Raw genomic sequence first — 15,437 nt, 5'->3', positions numbered from 1 at the left:
AGCGGGTTTACCCGCGAATGCGTCGGTACATTCACCGCCGCATTCGTGGGTAAACCCGCTCCCACAGGTTTTTGTGTTGCCTGGCAACACGGTTTCACATCATAAAACCAATAAAAGGAATTCAACTGTGGCCGCTGAAATCCAAGACAGCCGCTCCGCCCGCTTTGCCTTGCGTTGTTCCAACTGGGCGGAACGCTGGTTCCCCGATTCCTGGGTGTTCGCCGCGCTGGCGGTGCTGCTGGTGTGCATCGGCGCGCTGGCCATGGGGGCCAAGCCGACCGACACCGCCAAAGCCTTTGGCGATGGCTTCTGGAGCCTGATCCCGTTCACCATGCAGATGGCCTTCGTGGTGATCGGCGGTTATGTGGTGGCCAGCTCGCCGCCTGCCGCACGGCTGATCGACCGTCTGGCGCGCATCCCAGGGAATGGTCGCTCGGCAGTGTGCTGGGTCGCACTGATCTCGATGTTGGCGTCCTTGCTCAACTGGGGCCTGTCGTTGGTATTCGGTGGCCTCCTGGTACGCGCCCTGGCACGGCGCACCGAGCTGAAAATGGACTACCGTGCCGCAGGTGCTGCTGCCTACCTGGGCCTGGGCGCGGTATGGGCACTGGGCCTGTCGTCATCGGCTGCTCAACTGCAAGCCAACCCGGCCAGCCTGCCCCCTTCGATCCTGTCGATTACCGGGGTCATCCCGTTCACCGAAACCATTTTCCTCTGGCAATCCGGTGTAATGCTGGCGGCGCTGGTAGTGGTGTCGCTGGTGATTGCCTACGCCACGGCCCCCGGCCCAAACAGTGCGCGCAGCGCCGAAGACTGCGGTGTTGACCCCAGTTTCACCGCGCCACCGGCACCGCAACGTACCCGCCCGGGGGAGTGGCTGGAGCACAGCCCGATCCTGATTCTGCTGCTGGTGGCCCTGGCCGCTGGCTGGCTGTACCAGGAGTTCGCCACCAAACCTGCGATCACGGCGATTTCCGGGCTGAACACCTACAACCTGTTGTTCATCATGCTGGGTGCCTTGTTGCACTGGCGCCCACGCAGCTTTCTTGACGCCGTCGCGAGAGCTGTGCCGACCACCACCGGGGTGCTGATCCAGTTCCCGCTGTATGGCTCGATTGCCGCCATCCTTACCCAGGTCAAGGGTGTGGATGAGCAGACCCTTGCGCATCACATCTCGCTGTTCTTCACCCAGATAGCCACCCATGACACCTATGCCGTGCTGATGGGCGTGTATTCGGCGGTGCTGGGCTTCTTCATCCCTTCGGGCGGTGGCAAGTGGATCATCGAAGCGCCTTACGTGATGCTGGTGGCCAACGACCTGCAGTACCATCTGGGCTGGGCGGTGCAGATCTACAACGCTGCCGAAGCTCTGCCCAACCTGATCAACCCGTTCTACATGCTGCCGCTGCTGGGCGTGCTAGGGCTCAAGGCGCGCGACCTGATCGGTTTTTCCTTCGTCCAGTTGCTGGTGCATGTGCCGTTGGTGCTGGTGTTGCTGTGGGCACTGGGTACGACGCTGCAGTACGTGCCGCCGGTAATGCCGTAGTTAAAGGGGCGCTCAGGCTTGGCGTCAGCTTTCAGACGCGTATCATGGCTGCCTCAGCCTGGGAAACCCGCGTCACATGTCTATCCGATTGAAACTGCTGCGTAAGAAACTGGGGATGACTCTGGAAATGCTGGCCGAAAAGACCGGCATGACCAAAAGCTACCTGTCCAAGGTCGAGCGTGGCCTCAACACACCCTCGATCGCAGCCGCGTTGAAGCTGGCGCGGGCGCTGAACGTCAATGTTGAAGAGCTGTTCGCCGAAGAACAGACAGGGGCGAGCCGCTACAGCCTGGTGCGCCATGGCGAACGCCAGGCTTTGGTCGGCGATGGGCAAGGGCCGGGGTATGCGGCCCTCACGAGCCAGGTGGGGCAGCGCAGCCTGTTGCCGTTTCTGATCCAGCCGCCTTCCGAATTCAGTGACCCCACGTTCAAGGAGCATCAGGGCGAGGAGTTCCTGTTCGTGCATGCCGGCCAGGTCGAGGTGGATTTCATGAACGAGCGGGTGCTGCTGGAACAGGGCGATGCCCTGCATTTCAACGCCCAGACACCCCACCGGCTGCGCTCGGTGAGTGCGCAGCCGGCACAGTTGCTGGTCGTGGTTCACCACGCGGACGAATGAACAGCAGCGGGCGTGCGGCATGGCCCCCTGCCTTCTGGACCGTGACCCACAGCCGCCATTACGACAACGTGGCGCTGCACATTCTGCGTGTCGATATTTTGACGATATCGCCCATCTCCCATTGAATTTTATTATGGTGTCGGATCATTGACGTAGTGTCATTGTGCCCATAAGCTCAACTCAACAGCGAAACAACTCCCGCCACACCACGCCAATAACTAATTGATTTTCCTGTTTTTTGGAGGGGCGTATGCGCACGACTCTGATTATCAAATCGATGTTTTTGCTGGTGTTGCTGAGTGGTGCCGCTCGCGCAGCAGATTCGTATGTAAATCAAAACAGTATCATTCCTGTTTCAACCGCAGGCTGGTTGTTGGCGTTTGCTGTTGTCGGCTTTGTGCTGGTGGCTAACAGAAGAAAGATCTGAACCTGATCGGCGCGTTTATAAAGTACAACGCGTTGCCCCAAGCCTTGGGCCTGGCTTGTGAATTCCCCAACCGTTGCTATATTCCCATTAGCCCATGAGGCCCACGGTTGCAGCACGTTGCAGCCTGCGTATACAGCGTCAAGGTAAAGGCCTCCAGGAAGGTAGGGGCCATCGCGGCGGATGTCGGTCGCGAAGCGGAGCGAGAGTTGGTGTGCTGTTCTCATTCAGTGCTCTTTGTCGGGCCATTTGGCCGGAGGGACCCTCATGAAGCGTTCATTGATTGCCGCATTCTGCATGCTGACGGTGTGGTCTGGCGTCAGCAGCGCAGCCCCGAGTAGTGCGGCATACCTGCTTAGCCCCGGTGATGTCGTCATGGTTTCGGTGTGGCAGGAAGACAGCCTGCGTCAAGAAGCCACCGTACTTCCCGATGGCAGTATTACCTTCCCCCTGGCCGGGCGCATCGATGTTGCCGGGCTGGATGTCACTGCAGTTGAAAAGCAAGTCGCTGCCAAACTCGAAAAGTTCCTCCCCGACCCGAACGTCAGCGTTGTCGTCAAGAGCATCGCCGGCAACCTGGTCTATGTCCAAGGCAAAGTGATCAAGCCGGGCCCGGTGCAAATGGCAGGCCCTACGGCGGTGCTTCAGGCCCTGAGCATGTCGGGCGGCCTGGACAAGTTTGCGGACGAAAGCGAAATCAAGGTGGTCCGTGGCACTGGCGCTTCCCAAAAGATCCTGCCCGTGCGATATAAGGACCTGGTGTCTGGGCGGGACATGTCCACCAACATCCAACTTCAGGCTGGCGACACGCTGGTCGTTCCTTGATCTTGCCTTTAATAAGAACTTTTAATGCCTCTTCTTAAAACAACACGCATTGCAACGGCAATTCTGGTGTTGCCGTTCACGGACGCGGTCCTGGCGGCAAATTGGCAGTCCACGGTGGTGGTACCGACATCCGTCGAATACGACAGCAACCCTTTGTTGCTGACGTCGGGGGAAAAGGGCATAACGCGCACGATCATTGCGCCGGACTACACCCTGATCGGTACCTTCGACCGTGACGAACTGAGGTTGGGGTTGGGCATGCATGTGTTGCGCTCATCCGACACGGACATAGTCAAGGACCGGGAAGACCCTGACCTGAGCCTGGGCTGGCAGCGCACGACCGAGCGTGGGCGTTTTGGCCTGGTGGCACGCTATAACGAAAGCTCGACCTTGTCGGGAACCGTGCTGGACACTGGTGTGATCACCACCGACGGTACACAAAAGCTGTATACGCTGACCGGCAACTGGAGCCAGGCGGTTACCGAACGCAGCACCCTGAGTAACGAAACCACATACAGCCGCGCCCGTTATGACATCAGTACGCTGACGGGTTACGACGAATTGGCGAACGTCTTTACTTGGACCTACGCCTGGAACGAGCGGGCCGACCTTTACACCCGTTTCGGCGCGCGGCGGTATGAGCCCGAGCAAGACCTTACCGCGACAGCCTCCAATAGCTACACCCCAGCAGTGGGGATCAAGTACCAGCTTTCGGAACGCCTGAGTGCCGACGCGCACGTAGGCGTCAACGAAGTATCCGGTGACGAAGGCGGCCGGCGCGGGGAGGGCGGCGTATCGCTGCTGTACACCGGTGTGCGCGCAGATGCCAGTTTTACTGCCGAACGCAGCACGGTGGCCAGCGCCGAAGGTGGCTTCGCCGAGCTGGACCAGGTACGCGGTGTGTGGAGTTACGCGGTCAGCGAGCTGAACCGGGTGGGCGCGGACGCGGCCTGGCAAGACAGCAAGGGGCAGAGCCCCAACACGTTGCAGACTTACAGCGTATGGGCCAGCCGCCAGTTTTCGCCGTACTGGGACCTGCGCCTGTCGCTGATGTACAAGGAACGGCAGCAGGACCATGTAGCGGATGCAACCGCGACGATCGTTGGTTTGACGTTGACGTACAGGTACCCCGACATCTGAACTTCAGGCAGGTGGCCCCATGAAGTCTGACTACGAACTCTCCCTCAGGGATTACATCGCCATTATCAAGGACAGGGCCCTGGTGTTAGGGGTGAGTGCCGCAGTCATTCTTGCCGCGACCGTGGCTGTCGCGTTGATGGTGCCGCCGATCTACCAGTCGACCGGCACTATCCTGGTGGAGTCGCAGCAGATTTCACCCGAGCTGGTGTCTACCAACAACACCAGCTTCGCCGATGAGCGCATCGAGGTGATCCGCCAGCGGGTGATGACCCGTGAGAACCTGCTGCGCATCATCGGCAAGTACGACCTGTTCGCCGACAAGCGCCTGAGCGAAAGCGACAAGATCGACCAGATGCGCAGTGCTATCGTGGTCGAAACCCTTACCACGTTTGTGCGCGGGCGGGGTGAAGCCACCGTGGCGTTCAATGTGTCCTTCGAACACAAGCAGGCGCAAGTGGCCAAGGAAGTGGCTGACGAACTGGTGACGCTGTTCCTCAACGAGAACCTCAAGCAGCGCACCGAGCGGGCCAACGAAACCACCGAATTTCTCACCCAGGAGGCCAACAAGCTGGGCGCCGAGTTGGCCAGCTTGGAAAACCAGCTGGCCGACTTCAAGCAAGCCCATGCCAACGCCTTGCCCGAGCACCAGACCCTGCGCATGAACATGCTGTCACGCTCGGAGCTGGAATTCCGTGAAGTCGACCGTGACTACAAGGCTGCCCAGGAAGAGCTGCGCTACCTTGAGCTGGAATTGTCTGCCGCCAATGCTGGCCTGGCCACCAAGGCAACCGAAGGCAGTAAATCAGCGAGCGCCGACCAGCCCGAGGACCTGCCCAGCCTGAAGGCTGAATACGCCCGCTTGCTGACCCGCTACAAAGACGCTCACCCGGATGTGGTGGCGATCAAACGCAAGATTCAGGCGCTCGAAGCCACGGGTGGTCGCACGGCAGCGGCTTCCACGGTGAGCCTCGACGTTGCCCGCGTGCGCGCCAAGATGAGTGCAGCCCAGGAACGTATCAGTTCGCTGGCCGATCAGAAGCGCGAACTGACCAAAAAGATGGAAGGCTACGAGGCCGAGATCCTCGAAGCACCGCAGGTCGAACGTGGCCTGGTGACCTTGATGCGCGACCACGACAACGCCCGCAAGAAGTACGAAGAAATCCGCGCCAAGGAAATGGGCGCGAAGATTACCGAAAGCCTGGAACAGGAAAACAAAGCCGAGCGCTTCGTGCTGCTGGAACCACCGTTGATGCCAGAGAAGCCGATCAAGCCCAACCGCAAGAAAATCGCGGCCCTAGGGCTGGTGCTGGCGCCGGCAGGTGGTGGTGCGCTGGTGATGCTGCTGGAAATGCTCAACCAGCGTGTGCGCGGCGTCGGTGCCCTGGAAAACCTGCTGGGCAAACGCGTGTTGGTGGCGGTGCCGTACATCGATACCAAAGCGGATGTGGCCAGGCGTAAACGCTGGCGGAACGGGTTGATCCTGGCGGCGCTGGTACTGGCGGCTATCATGGTAGTGCTGGTGCACGTGTTCTACATGCCACTGGATGTGCTGTTGTTCAAAGTCATGTCTCGGTTTGCATAGGGAAAGCAGTGATGGACAGGATCAAGCCGGCTATTGGCAATAACGTTCACCCGGTGACGCCGGGAACTCCCCAGGCCTTGTCACCAGCCCCGGGGACGGCACTGGCGGAAGTGCCTGGCCAGTTCGACTACGTGAACACCAAGGTTGTGCCGCTTCGCCCGGAGCACCTTGAGCGTCACCGCATCGTGGCCTACAACAAGAACTCCAGCATGAATGGGCCGATCGACCTGCTGCGCACGCAGGTACTCAGGCTTATGGACGAAAACGGCTGGCGCACCCTGGCCATCACCTCACCCACACCTGAGGCGGGCAAGACGGTGCTGGCGATCAACCTGGCCATGAGCATCGCCCACCACACCACCAAGACGGCGCTGCTGGTGGACTTCGACTTGCGCCGGCCCAAGGTCGGCAGCAGCCTGGGGCTGCCCATGGAACAGGCGCTGAACGAGTTTTTGACGGACAAGGCCGAACTGCAGGAGTGCCTGGTCAACCCGACCCTACCGCGCTTTGTCGTGTTGCCAACACGGGTACCTGTGCCGTTGTCGACCGAGATGCTGTCGTCGCCCAAGGTGAACAACCTGATCAGCGACTTGCGCAACCGCTACGAGTCGCGCATCTGTATTTTCGACTTGCCACCGTTGCTTAGCTCTGATGATGCGATCACCGTGATACCCAAGTTCGACTGTGTATTGCTGGTGGTGGCCAACGGGATGAACAACAAGAAGGAAATCGAGGATTGCCTGCATCACCTGGGGCAGGTGAACCTGATCGGGACTGTATTGAACAAGGCTGACGAGCAACCGCGCACCTACTATTGAGGCTCAAGACCTCGGGGCGCAAAGCGCCCCCAAGGATGTCAGCCCTAATGCAGGGTCCAGGGGTGCTGCAACTCCCACTGCCACGCATGCCGCACAATCTGCTCCAGCGATACAAACTCCGGCCGCCAACCCAATACGTTCATTGCCTTGCTGGCATCCGCCACCAGCCGGGGCGGGTCGCCGGCGCGACGCGGGGCGTCTATTACGTGGATTTCACGCCCAGTCACCGCACGGGCAGTATCGATCACTTCCTGCACTGAAAAACCATGGCCATTGCCGAGGTTGAACGCCGTACGATCGCCACCCGCCAATAGATAGTCCACCGCCAGTGCATGCGCCGTCGCCAGGTCGGCCACATGGATGTAGTCGCGTATACAGGTGCCATCCGGCGTGTCGTAATCCCGGCCAAACACTGTCACCGCCTCACGTCGGCCTGAGGCAGCCTGAAGGATCAGCGGGATCAGGTGGGTTTCCGGTTCGTGGCGCTCTCCCAGCTGGCCCTCCGGGTCAGCGCCTGCCGCATTGAAATAGCGCAGGCAAACCGATTTCAAGCCATAGGCCCGGTCGAAGTCCTCGAGAATCTGCTCGACCATCCATTTGCTCAGCCCATACGGGTTGATTGGTCCCTTGGTATGCGCTTCATCGATTGGAATATAGAGCGGGTTACCGTAAACGGCCGCGCTGGAAGAAAACACCAGATGCTTGATGCCGGCATTCACCATGGCCTGCAGCAGGCTAAGGGTGGCCGCGACATTATTCTGGTAGTACTTGCCAGGCGCGCTGACCGACTCACCTACCTGGATGAACGAGGCAAAGTGAAAGACAGCATCAAAGCGGCACACGCCAAACAACACATCCAGTGCGGCCTCGTCGGCGATATCCAGCTTGGCCCATTGGACGCCAGGTGCAGGTGCAACCAGGTCAGCCACCACCACCTCGTGGCCTGCAGCGATCAAGTGCTTGACCATGTGCGAGCCAATGTAGCCGGCGCCACCGACAACCAGGAACTTCATCCGCACCTCCTGTGACCCGCTGATTTACAGACGCAGTGAACCGTCCCTGAACAGTACAGGTGAATTGGCCAGCTACAGGTGACTTGAGCGTAGATGGCCAGATGCCCTATTTCAAGAACAGCCAGTTGGACATGTAGTTGCCGTCGAGCGTAATGACGTAATGCCCGTCGTTGTACGTTGCCGGCAGCGGCTTGAGTTGGATCTGCGCATCATGCGCGAACAGCTTCAGCCCGGCGGGCGCCTTGATGGTCAGGCTGCCCTCGAAGGGTTCGACATTGAATGGCGTCTTGTCATCGGCCTTGGGCATGGCGCGGGTACCCAATGACAGCAGCAGCTCCCGTGACTGGCCCAGCGGTTTGCCGTCCAGGCTCTGTACCGCGACGCTGGCGTAAGGCGTTTTCGTTTGCACCTGAATGGCCCCCAGGCTGATCGAGCGGCCACCCAGCCAGCCGGTGGCGGCCTGGGTCAGTGGTGTATCGATGGTGTAGATGCCTTGTTGCCAGTTGCGCTTGAGCTCGCCGGTGTCGGTTACCGACTCGGTAGCATCGGTGGCCAGCAGCGATTGACCCGGGTCTTGCAGCACTTGCGCACCTGCGGGAATTGCGGCCGGTTTCAACCACGGCAACTCCGGGGTTTGCGGCAGGGCAATCTGCAGTTGGCCCTTCTCCATGGCTGTGCGCAACAAAGGCGAGTTTCGTGGGGTGATCTCTTGGTTGTAAAGGGTGGCGGGCGTCGGGGCGAATACGTAATGGGTGGTGGCAGGCTTCACATCGGCACGGCGATAGAGCAGGGCGGCAGCGGGCAGCGTGGCGATCATCGCGGGGTCGTTGTAGGCGTGCCAGTTGTCCGCTGTGCGCCAGCCCGGGTTGAAGGCCTGCTGGCTGTAGGCATATTGCATCAGCGCGTCCCAGCCCTGGTGGCTGGCAGTGCCGGCCACGTACAGCGGCAGCGAGTGGCGGTCGGGCAGTGGGAAAGGCTCGGCGTTCCATTCGGTGACGGTCAGTGGTTTGCCCACGACCTGGGCGGCGGCGATCCAGTCGATCATGCCGTCGCTGGTCAACGGGTTCTTCTCCAGTTGGCCGATGGCGCCGTAGCTGTGGGCATCGACGACGTCGCCTGCGGTCAGGGCCGGCAATGCGCTCAGGCCATTGCCGCCCCAGGTGCTGGTGGTGGCGATCGGCACCTTTACCCCCACACTGCGCAGGTGAGCGATCATGTCGGCGTTGAAGCGCTGTTCCAGGTCGTTGAGGAGCAGCTTCGACGGGCCGTGCTCCCACGCGTGCCAGGTTTGGTCGACGGGCAGGTTGTACTGCCTGGCGAAGGCTTTGGCCGCTGCCATGTAGCGCTCGCTGTGGCGCGGTACATCCTTGTTCGGCATCAGGGCGTTGCCGTAGTGTTGGGTAAGGTCGTTCTCGTTGGTGATCAGCACGGCGGCGATGGCCGGGTCGTCCTTGTAGGCAAGGCCCGTGTACGCGTTCACATGGGTCAGGTACTGCTCGGCAAAGCGCTTCATCGCCGCTTGAATACTGTTGTTCACATAGGCATAGCCCTTCAGGTCGACGCGGTCATCCTTCTTGGGCAGCTCATCGAAATCGTCAATGTTGTCGTTGGCGGTAAGTGCGCGCTGTACGTGCATGTCCAGCCAGATGTAGATGCCTTCGTCCTTGAGCGCCTTGATCCACAGGTCGAGCTTGCGCAGTGACTCGGCGCTGAGCTGCTGGGTGTCGCGCACCAGGGTGCCGTCGCCGAACACGTTCGGGCTGACCCAGGGCGAGTCGTGGTGGTGCAGGCGCACCAGGTTGAACCCCAGGGCGGACAGGCGCTTGGCCTGTTGGCGAATTTCGTCGTCGGGGCTTTTGAACAGCGAATAGGCAGACAGGTTGGTGCCCCAGAAACGCACGGGGGTGTTGTCTTCGAACATCAGTTGTTCACCCACGGCCTTGACGAACCCATGTTTGCCTGCGGGTTTTTCCGCCGCGTTGAGGAACGACAGGTCCACCGGCGAGGTGCGCCAGTCCAGCTGGTCATCCGGCCAACTGGCAGGGTCGGCCAGGCCGAAGCGCTCAGTGGGCGTGGGCCCCAGCTCGATGTCGCCGGTCACGTTGAGTACAGCCTTGAGTTGTTGCTTGCCGGCGCTGATCAGGTCTTTGTACAGGAACGCACGCAATTCGGACGGGTTGCCACGCTCGAAATACACCTTGGCCAGCGGCGGGTCGAAGCGCATCTCGATGCGCCGGCCTTGGTCAGCCTTGCCCCAGGACCAGCCGCGGTTGTCGGCCAGCAGTTGGGGCGCACCCATATCGCCGGCGATTTGCGCCGGGTCGAACTGGAACACCATGCCGCCACCCATCACCCCGGTCTGCCGGCTATGGGCATCCAGGTCGAAGGCCCAGCTCAGGGTTTGTGCTTGCTCCTTGCGGATATCAGCCGCCAGGTCGAAGTCCAGCTCTTTGTTCTTGCCCCGCAGCGTGTACTGATAGGGGCCACTGACCTTGAAGTCGGTATAGAAGCCGGTCCAGCTCCAGTTGGCGGCCCAGAAGTCGAACTTGGCCTTCATCACCGGGCCACCGCCGTGTGTCACGGTGGGCAGCCCATTCTGTTCGTCGACACTGACCTGCCAGCCGGAGCCCCAGCCGGCCAATGGCAGCAAGACCAGGCCGGCAATGGCAGAAAGGCGTACGATAGGACGCAGGGAAAGCACGTTCATGAACATTACCTGGGTTGTAGGCCGGGTTCGGCCAGTTCCATGGCCTGGCTGTCGTGCAGCCGGCGAACCATCTGGATGTAAGCCACGCCCAGCCCGGCGATGGACCAGTACACCACCGGGATGAAGGTGATGCTGCTGACGGTGAAGATGATCACCAGAATGCCGATCAGTGTCGCCAGCAACACCCGGCCGAGCTGTCGTCGTTCATCATCCTTGTCGGCGAAGCTGAGCATGGCCCTGCGGATCCCGCGCAGTACCACGGCAAAGAACGCCACGAACAGCCCGAGCCCCACCAGCCCGACCCGCAGCGCCAGGTTGATGTAGGTGTTGACGATGTCGATGATGCCTTCGCCCTGGATCATCGACTGCATTTCCGGGGTGTTGCGGAAGTCGAACGAGCCGAACAGCGGGTTGCGCTGGATAACGATCCAGGCGTTGTCCATCAGCCGCTCGCGGTAGGTGATGTTTTCTTTTTCCAGGTTGCCAATGAAGGGCAGCAAGTCCAGCACCTTTTCGCCGCCGGGCACGATGGTGAGCAAGGGCAGGGCCAGCATGCCGGCTGCGCCCAGTAGCGCCAGGCGCTTGACGGCACCTTTGCCCAGGGCAATGAACACCACCACGATGACCACGACGCCGATCCACGGGCCGCGTGACAACGGTGCGAACAGCCCGGCGGCCAGTAGCAGGGCGCCCATGGCTTTGTGCAGCGGGCGTTGCACATAGCCCTGGACGAACAGGAACAGGCCGATCGCCACACTCATCACATAGCCCAGGGCAATCGCCTGGCCGGTGGTGACGCTGGCCCGCAGTGCGCCGCCGCGGCTGAGGTAACCCGACATGCTCCAAGGCACGCCCATGGCATCGACCAGGGCGCTGTACAGCAGCCAGTGGCGTACATATTCGGCCACGGCGATCAGTGCCATGACGAAGGACGTGAGCACGAAGGCCAGCATGGCGTCCTTGAAGTCGCTTATCTGGCGCAGGCCGCGGCTGGCCACGTAATACGGCAGGAGGACGTCGACATACAAGTACAGCGCCTGGCGCAGGGTGTCGGTGGGGGTGGTTTCGCGCAAATACAGCACGCTCATCAGCACCAGGCCAGCCGCCAGCAGCTTGTCGGCCCAGGTGCGGCCAAAGCGCAGGGTGCCTGCCTGGCGGCTTAGCTGCAGCGCGGCGGGCAGCAGCACGCACAGGGTGAGCAGGCGGATGTGGTTCAGGTCGACCAGGTAGTTGACCACGCCGAATCCGGGCACCTGCACTGACGCAGGCGGGATGAGGAACAACAGCATGTAGAACAGTGCCATGGGGTTGTGTTCGCGGCGCCCGGCAATCAGCAGGATGACCGCGCCCGCGCCCAAATACAGCCAGAAGCTGTGCGAGACGAAAGCCAGCACAGTCAGCAGGAACCACAAGTTGCGCCGGCGCTTGAAATCCGCGAGCGGAATCAGGTCGGTGGCAGGGCGCCGCGCAAGCAGGAAGACCACGCTCGCCAAAAACAGGATGACGATCAACGCACGAAAATGTTCAGGCATCGGCTATGTACACCTTTCCCTCGGTGGGCAACGGCTAGCATCGTGGCTAATTGAAACTATAGTGACTTTTAGCCAATCAGTCAGAGATTGAAGTCATGCCGTCGATTGATGTGTCAGCCACCGCAAGCCTGCGTCAGCGGGCCATGAGGGCCGGGTCCTGGAACCTGGTGTCGCAGGTGGCGTCACAGGTCATGCGTCTTGGCGGCAACCTGATCATGGCCCGCTTGCTGCTGCCGGAAATGTTCGGGGTGATGGTCATTGCCACCACCGTTTCGGTACTGCTGCACCTGCTGTCCGATGTCGGCCTGCGCCAGAACATCATCCAGAGCCAACGGGGTGACGACCCGGACTTTCTCAATACCGCATGGACCGTGCAGATCATCCGCGGCTTCGTACTGTTCGGCCTGACCCTGTTGCTGGCTTTGTGTGCCTGGGTGGCGCAGGTCGAAGAACTGTGGCCGGCAGATTCCACCTATGCCGCGCCCGTGTTGCCGATGGTGCTGGCGGTTACCGGGCTGTCGGCGGTCATCTGGGGGTTCCAGTCCACCAAGATAGACGTGGCGGTACGCACTTTCCAACAGAAGCGTGTGGTACTGGTAGACCTGGCGTCCCAAGCAGCCGGCTTGGTGGTGATGCTGGTGCTGGGCTTGCTGACCCATTCCATCTGGGCGTTGGTCATTGCCGGCCTGGTGTCTGCCGTGGCCTGGACCGTGCTGGGGCACACGGCGTTGGAGGGGCCGAACAACCACCTGCGCTGGGACCGTACGGCGCTTACCGAACTGATCGTGTTTGGCCGCTGGATCCTGCTGTCGTCGATGGTGGGCGTGCTGGCCATGTACGGCGACCGCATCCTGTTTGGTGCGAGCATGTCGGCGGCGCAGCTGGGGGTGTATTCGATTGCCGTGCTGATCCTGGGCGCGGTGCAGACCGCACTGATGAAGATTGTCGGCGCCGTGGCGCTTCCTGCCTTCAGCGAAGCGGCCCGGGCCGCTGACAAAGAGCGGCTTAAAGCGCTGTATCACCGCTTCCGCCTGCTGGTCGACCTGCTGGTGCTGTTCATCTGCGGTGGCTTCCTGACCGCCAGCCCTCTGCTGATCGGCTGGATGTACGACGAGCGATACAGTGAGGCAGGCTCGATGCTGGCGATTCTTTCGCTGTCGTTCATCGTATTGCGCTATACCTTGGCTCATCAGGTGTGGATCGCCTTGGGCCTGACCAAGTATCAGGCCATGGACAACATCATCCGCCTAGTCTCGCTGTGGGGGCTGCTACCGTTGCTGTTGGCGATTGGCGGTGTGGAATGGGCCATCTGGGGTGTTGCCCTACATACCGTGCCCACGCTGGTGCTGGTTGTGTACGTGAATTGCAAGCTAGGTATCTTCAGTCTCAAACGTGAGCTGGTGGTGCTGCCGATGCTACTGGTCGGGGCACTGTGCGGGGCGCTGTTGACGGCCTTTTTCAACTGGCTGTGATGCAGCGTGCTGGATGTAAATTCAATGGGTACAGGTCACGGGATCATGGGGAAGCTTATTTTTTGTAATGCGCAACTGGGGCGTAGGGGCTTTCTCCAGAGTTGTGTCTTGCTGGGCGTCGGTGGCGCCGTATTCGGCGCTTCTGCAGCCGTTGCTGGCAAACCTGTCGAAAAGCCGGGGTTCGTGGTGATCAACGGCTGGGTATTGCCGTCCCGTTACTTCCGGAACGAGCCAGCATGATCAAGGACTATCAGCAGCAGAAGGTGCTGCGCGATCATTACGATTTTTGCATCATCGGCGCCGGCCCGGCAGGTATTACCCTGGGCCTGCGCCTGGCCGCCGCGGGCTGGAGCGTGTTGCTCGCCGAGGGCGGCGGGCGTGAGTATGCGCCGCACTCGCAAGGCTTGTATGCCTGCGCGTCCACGGGCCTTGAACTGTACGCCGAGGAAACCCGCCTGCGTTACCTGGGCGGTACATCCAACCATTGGGCTGGCCGCTGTCGTCCTTTTACGCCCTCCGACTTTTCTATCCCCCCGCCAGGCGACCTGCCTGGCTGGCCCATCGCCTATTCGGAGATCGAAGGCTACCTGCCTGCGGCCATGGATATCGTCGACCTGCCGGCCGGGGCGGATTTTCGTGCCATGAATACCGGCCTCAACGGTGGCGATTTCGAACCCGATCGTTTCCTGCTGAGCACACCCACGCGCTTTGCGCAGAAATACGCCACGGCCCTTGAACAGACCAAAGGCCTGGACGTGTTCATCAATTGCAACTGCGTGGACCTGGAGTTCGACAAGGGGTCCGGGCACCTGGCCGCCGTGATCCTGTCCGACTACGAACGCAATCGGCAGCGCCTGGTGGCAAGCAACTTCATTCTGGCCACCGGTGCCATCGAGAATGCCCGGCAGTTGCTCAACAGTGAAACCTTGGTGGGCGCGGGCGTGGTGAACAAGGACGGGCTGGTTGGTGGGTGCTTCATGGAGCACCTGAACATCGACCTGGGGACCTTCATCCTCAAGTCCGGGCAGGACCCGGAGCCACGCCAGTACTACACCACCGATGCCTTCGTCGATGAGTACAAGGCCGGCAAAGGCAACGTCACCGCCGCCTTGCTGGCCGATGTGCAAACCTATGGGCGTACCGCCGAGGTTAAACATTTTCTCGAAAACCTGGCCTGTGACTGGGGCTTCGCCAGCAAGGTAGCGTTCGTTGCCAAGTTCAGCTGCCCCGGTGATGGCGTGATCAGTACGATGATCGAGCAATTCCCCAACCTGCACAGCCGTATTTCGCTGCTGGACGAGAAGGACGCACTGGGCGTTGCCAAGGTCAATGTCAACTGGGCACTGACTGCCGATGACCGGCACACCATCAAGTGCATTGGCAGCGAGCTGGCCAAGCAGTTCGCCGACATGGACCTGGGCTTCGTCAAGCTCAACGACTTTGTCTACGACACGTCGATCGCGCTGAAAATGGCCCCGCATGCCCATCACATGGGCACCACGCGCATGGCCGCGTCGCCGCAGTACGGTGTGGTCGATACCAACTGCAAGGTGTTCGGTACCGAAAACCTGTACATCGCCGGCAGCAGTATTTTCGCCAAGGGCGGCGCCTCCAACCCGACCATGCCGCTGCTGCAGTTTGCCGTGCGGCTGGCCGACCACCTCAATGCCAAGATGACGGCGGCCAGAGGCGCCGTGGCGTGACGCTAGTTGTACACGGGTTGAGAGCGCTGCGGTCAGCAACCAGAAGAACGAGACCG

Annotated in this window: 12 protein-coding genes; 9 read left to right on the top strand and 3 right to left on the bottom strand. The window is 60.9% G+C overall.

From position 1 onward, the window contains the following. The first annotated feature begins 127 nt into the window (after positions 1-127). The 7 genes from ACF8MI_RS16830 (at position 128) to ACF8MI_RS16800 (ending at position 6,954) form a co-directional block, all read left to right on the top strand. Positions 128-1,546 carry a short-chain fatty acid transporter gene (locus tag ACF8MI_RS16830; RefSeq protein WP_016715302.1) on the top strand — a complete coding sequence of 473 codons (1,419 nt, stop codon included), beginning with the start codon at positions 128-130 and terminating at the stop codon, positions 1,544-1,546. A 76-nt stretch (positions 1,547-1,622) separates the two neighbouring features. After that, on the top strand, positions 1,623-2,165 hold the full coding sequence (locus ACF8MI_RS16825) for a helix-turn-helix domain-containing protein (RefSeq protein WP_060499336.1): 543 nt from the start codon (positions 1,623-1,625) through the stop codon (positions 2,163-2,165). A 250-nt stretch (positions 2,166-2,415) separates the two neighbouring features. Beyond that, entirely contained in the window at positions 2,416-2,592 is a 177-nt protein-coding gene (gene eppA, locus ACF8MI_RS16820) for an EPS-associated small membrane protein EppA (protein ID WP_016487266.1), read from the top strand. A gap of 264 nt (positions 2,593-2,856) precedes the next feature. Beyond that, on the top strand, positions 2,857-3,414 hold the full coding sequence (locus ACF8MI_RS16815; protein ID WP_060499338.1) for a polysaccharide biosynthesis/export family protein: 558 nt from the start codon (positions 2,857-2,859) through the stop codon (positions 3,412-3,414). Positions 3,415-3,438: 24 nt separating this feature from the next. Continuing rightward, a complete protein-coding gene (locus ACF8MI_RS16810) occupies positions 3,439-4,554 on the top strand; it encodes a hypothetical protein (RefSeq protein WP_060499339.1) in 1,116 nt (371 codons plus the stop codon). A gap of 19 nt (positions 4,555-4,573) precedes the next feature. Continuing rightward, positions 4,574-6,136, top strand: coding sequence for a Wzz/FepE/Etk N-terminal domain-containing protein (locus ACF8MI_RS16805; protein ID WP_060499340.1), 1,563 nt, complete (start codon positions 4,574-4,576; stop codon positions 6,134-6,136). An 11-nt stretch (positions 6,137-6,147) separates the two neighbouring features. Further along, positions 6,148-6,954: a CpsD/CapB family tyrosine-protein kinase gene (locus ACF8MI_RS16800; protein ID WP_060499341.1), complete on the top strand. Its 807-nt coding sequence runs from the start codon at positions 6,148-6,150 to the stop codon at positions 6,952-6,954. A 44-nt stretch (positions 6,955-6,998) separates the two neighbouring features. Here ACF8MI_RS16800 and galE read toward each other — a convergent pair whose 3' ends face one another. The 3 genes from galE to ACF8MI_RS16785 all read right to left on the bottom strand — a co-directional run bounded on the left by galE (position 6,999) and on the right by ACF8MI_RS16785 (position 12,206). Continuing rightward, complete coding sequence (gene galE / locus ACF8MI_RS16795) at positions 6,999-7,967, bottom strand: UDP-glucose 4-epimerase GalE (protein WP_156866961.1); 969 nt, start codon at positions 7,965-7,967, stop codon at positions 6,999-7,001. A gap of 106 nt (positions 7,968-8,073) precedes the next feature. Next, entirely contained in the window at positions 8,074-10,674 is a 2,601-nt protein-coding gene (locus tag ACF8MI_RS16790) for a cellulase family glycosylhydrolase (RefSeq protein WP_156866960.1), read from the bottom strand. A gap of 5 nt (positions 10,675-10,679) precedes the next feature. Next, on the bottom strand, positions 10,680-12,206 hold the full coding sequence (locus tag ACF8MI_RS16785; RefSeq protein ID WP_060499343.1) for an O-antigen ligase: 1,527 nt from the start codon (positions 12,204-12,206) through the stop codon (positions 10,680-10,682). 95 nt (positions 12,207-12,301) lie between these two features. On the opposite strand from ACF8MI_RS16785, the gene ACF8MI_RS16780 reads away from it, so the two are divergent. After that, entirely contained in the window at positions 12,302-13,678 is a 1,377-nt protein-coding gene (locus ACF8MI_RS16780) for an oligosaccharide flippase family protein (protein WP_060499344.1), read from the top strand. A 236-nt stretch (positions 13,679-13,914) separates the two neighbouring features. Further along, positions 13,915-15,381, top strand: a complete 1,467-nt coding sequence (locus ACF8MI_RS16775) for an FAD-dependent oxidoreductase (protein ID WP_060499346.1) — start codon at positions 13,915-13,917, stop codon at positions 15,379-15,381. Positions 15,382-15,437 lie beyond the last annotated feature (56 nt).

This window comes from Pseudomonas sp. yb_9, assembly GCF_043103635.1.
Lineage (GTDB): Bacteria > Pseudomonadota > Gammaproteobacteria > Pseudomonadales > Pseudomonadaceae > Aquipseudomonas > Aquipseudomonas monteilii.
The sequence above is the reverse complement of the archived record's forward strand: the minus strand, read 5'-3'. Positions and strand labels throughout refer to the sequence as shown.

Excerpts from the sequence above, each read along its gene's own strand:
- ACF8MI_RS16825 (WP_060499336.1), top strand. The coding sequence starts at position 1,623 with ATGTCTATCCGATTGAAACTGCTGCGTAAGAAACTGGGGATGACTCTG.
- eppA (WP_016487266.1), top strand. The coding sequence starts at position 2,416 with ATGCGCACGACTCTGATTATCAAATCGATGTTTTTGCTGGTGTTGCTG.
- ACF8MI_RS16815 (WP_060499338.1), top strand. The coding sequence starts at position 2,857 with ATGAAGCGTTCATTGATTGCCGCATTCTGCATGCTGACGGTGTGGTCT.
- ACF8MI_RS16810 (WP_060499339.1), top strand. The coding sequence starts at position 3,439 with ATGCCTCTTCTTAAAACAACACGCATTGCAACGGCAATTCTGGTGTTG.
- ACF8MI_RS16805 (WP_060499340.1), top strand. The coding sequence starts at position 4,574 with ATGAAGTCTGACTACGAACTCTCCCTCAGGGATTACATCGCCATTATC.
- ACF8MI_RS16800 (WP_060499341.1), top strand. The coding sequence starts at position 6,148 with ATGGACAGGATCAAGCCGGCTATTGGCAATAACGTTCACCCGGTGACG.
- galE (WP_156866961.1), bottom strand. The coding sequence starts at position 7,967 with ATGAAGTTCCTGGTTGTCGGTGGCGCCGGCTACATTGGCTCGCACATG.
- ACF8MI_RS16790 (WP_156866960.1), bottom strand. The coding sequence starts at position 10,674 with ATGAACGTGCTTTCCCTGCGTCCTATCGTACGCCTTTCTGCCATTGCC.
- ACF8MI_RS16785 (WP_060499343.1), bottom strand. The coding sequence starts at position 12,206 with ATGCCTGAACATTTTCGTGCGTTGATCGTCATCCTGTTTTTGGCGAGC.
- ACF8MI_RS16780 (WP_060499344.1), top strand. The coding sequence starts at position 12,302 with ATGCCGTCGATTGATGTGTCAGCCACCGCAAGCCTGCGTCAGCGGGCC.
- ACF8MI_RS16775 (WP_060499346.1), top strand. The coding sequence starts at position 13,915 with ATGATCAAGGACTATCAGCAGCAGAAGGTGCTGCGCGATCATTACGAT.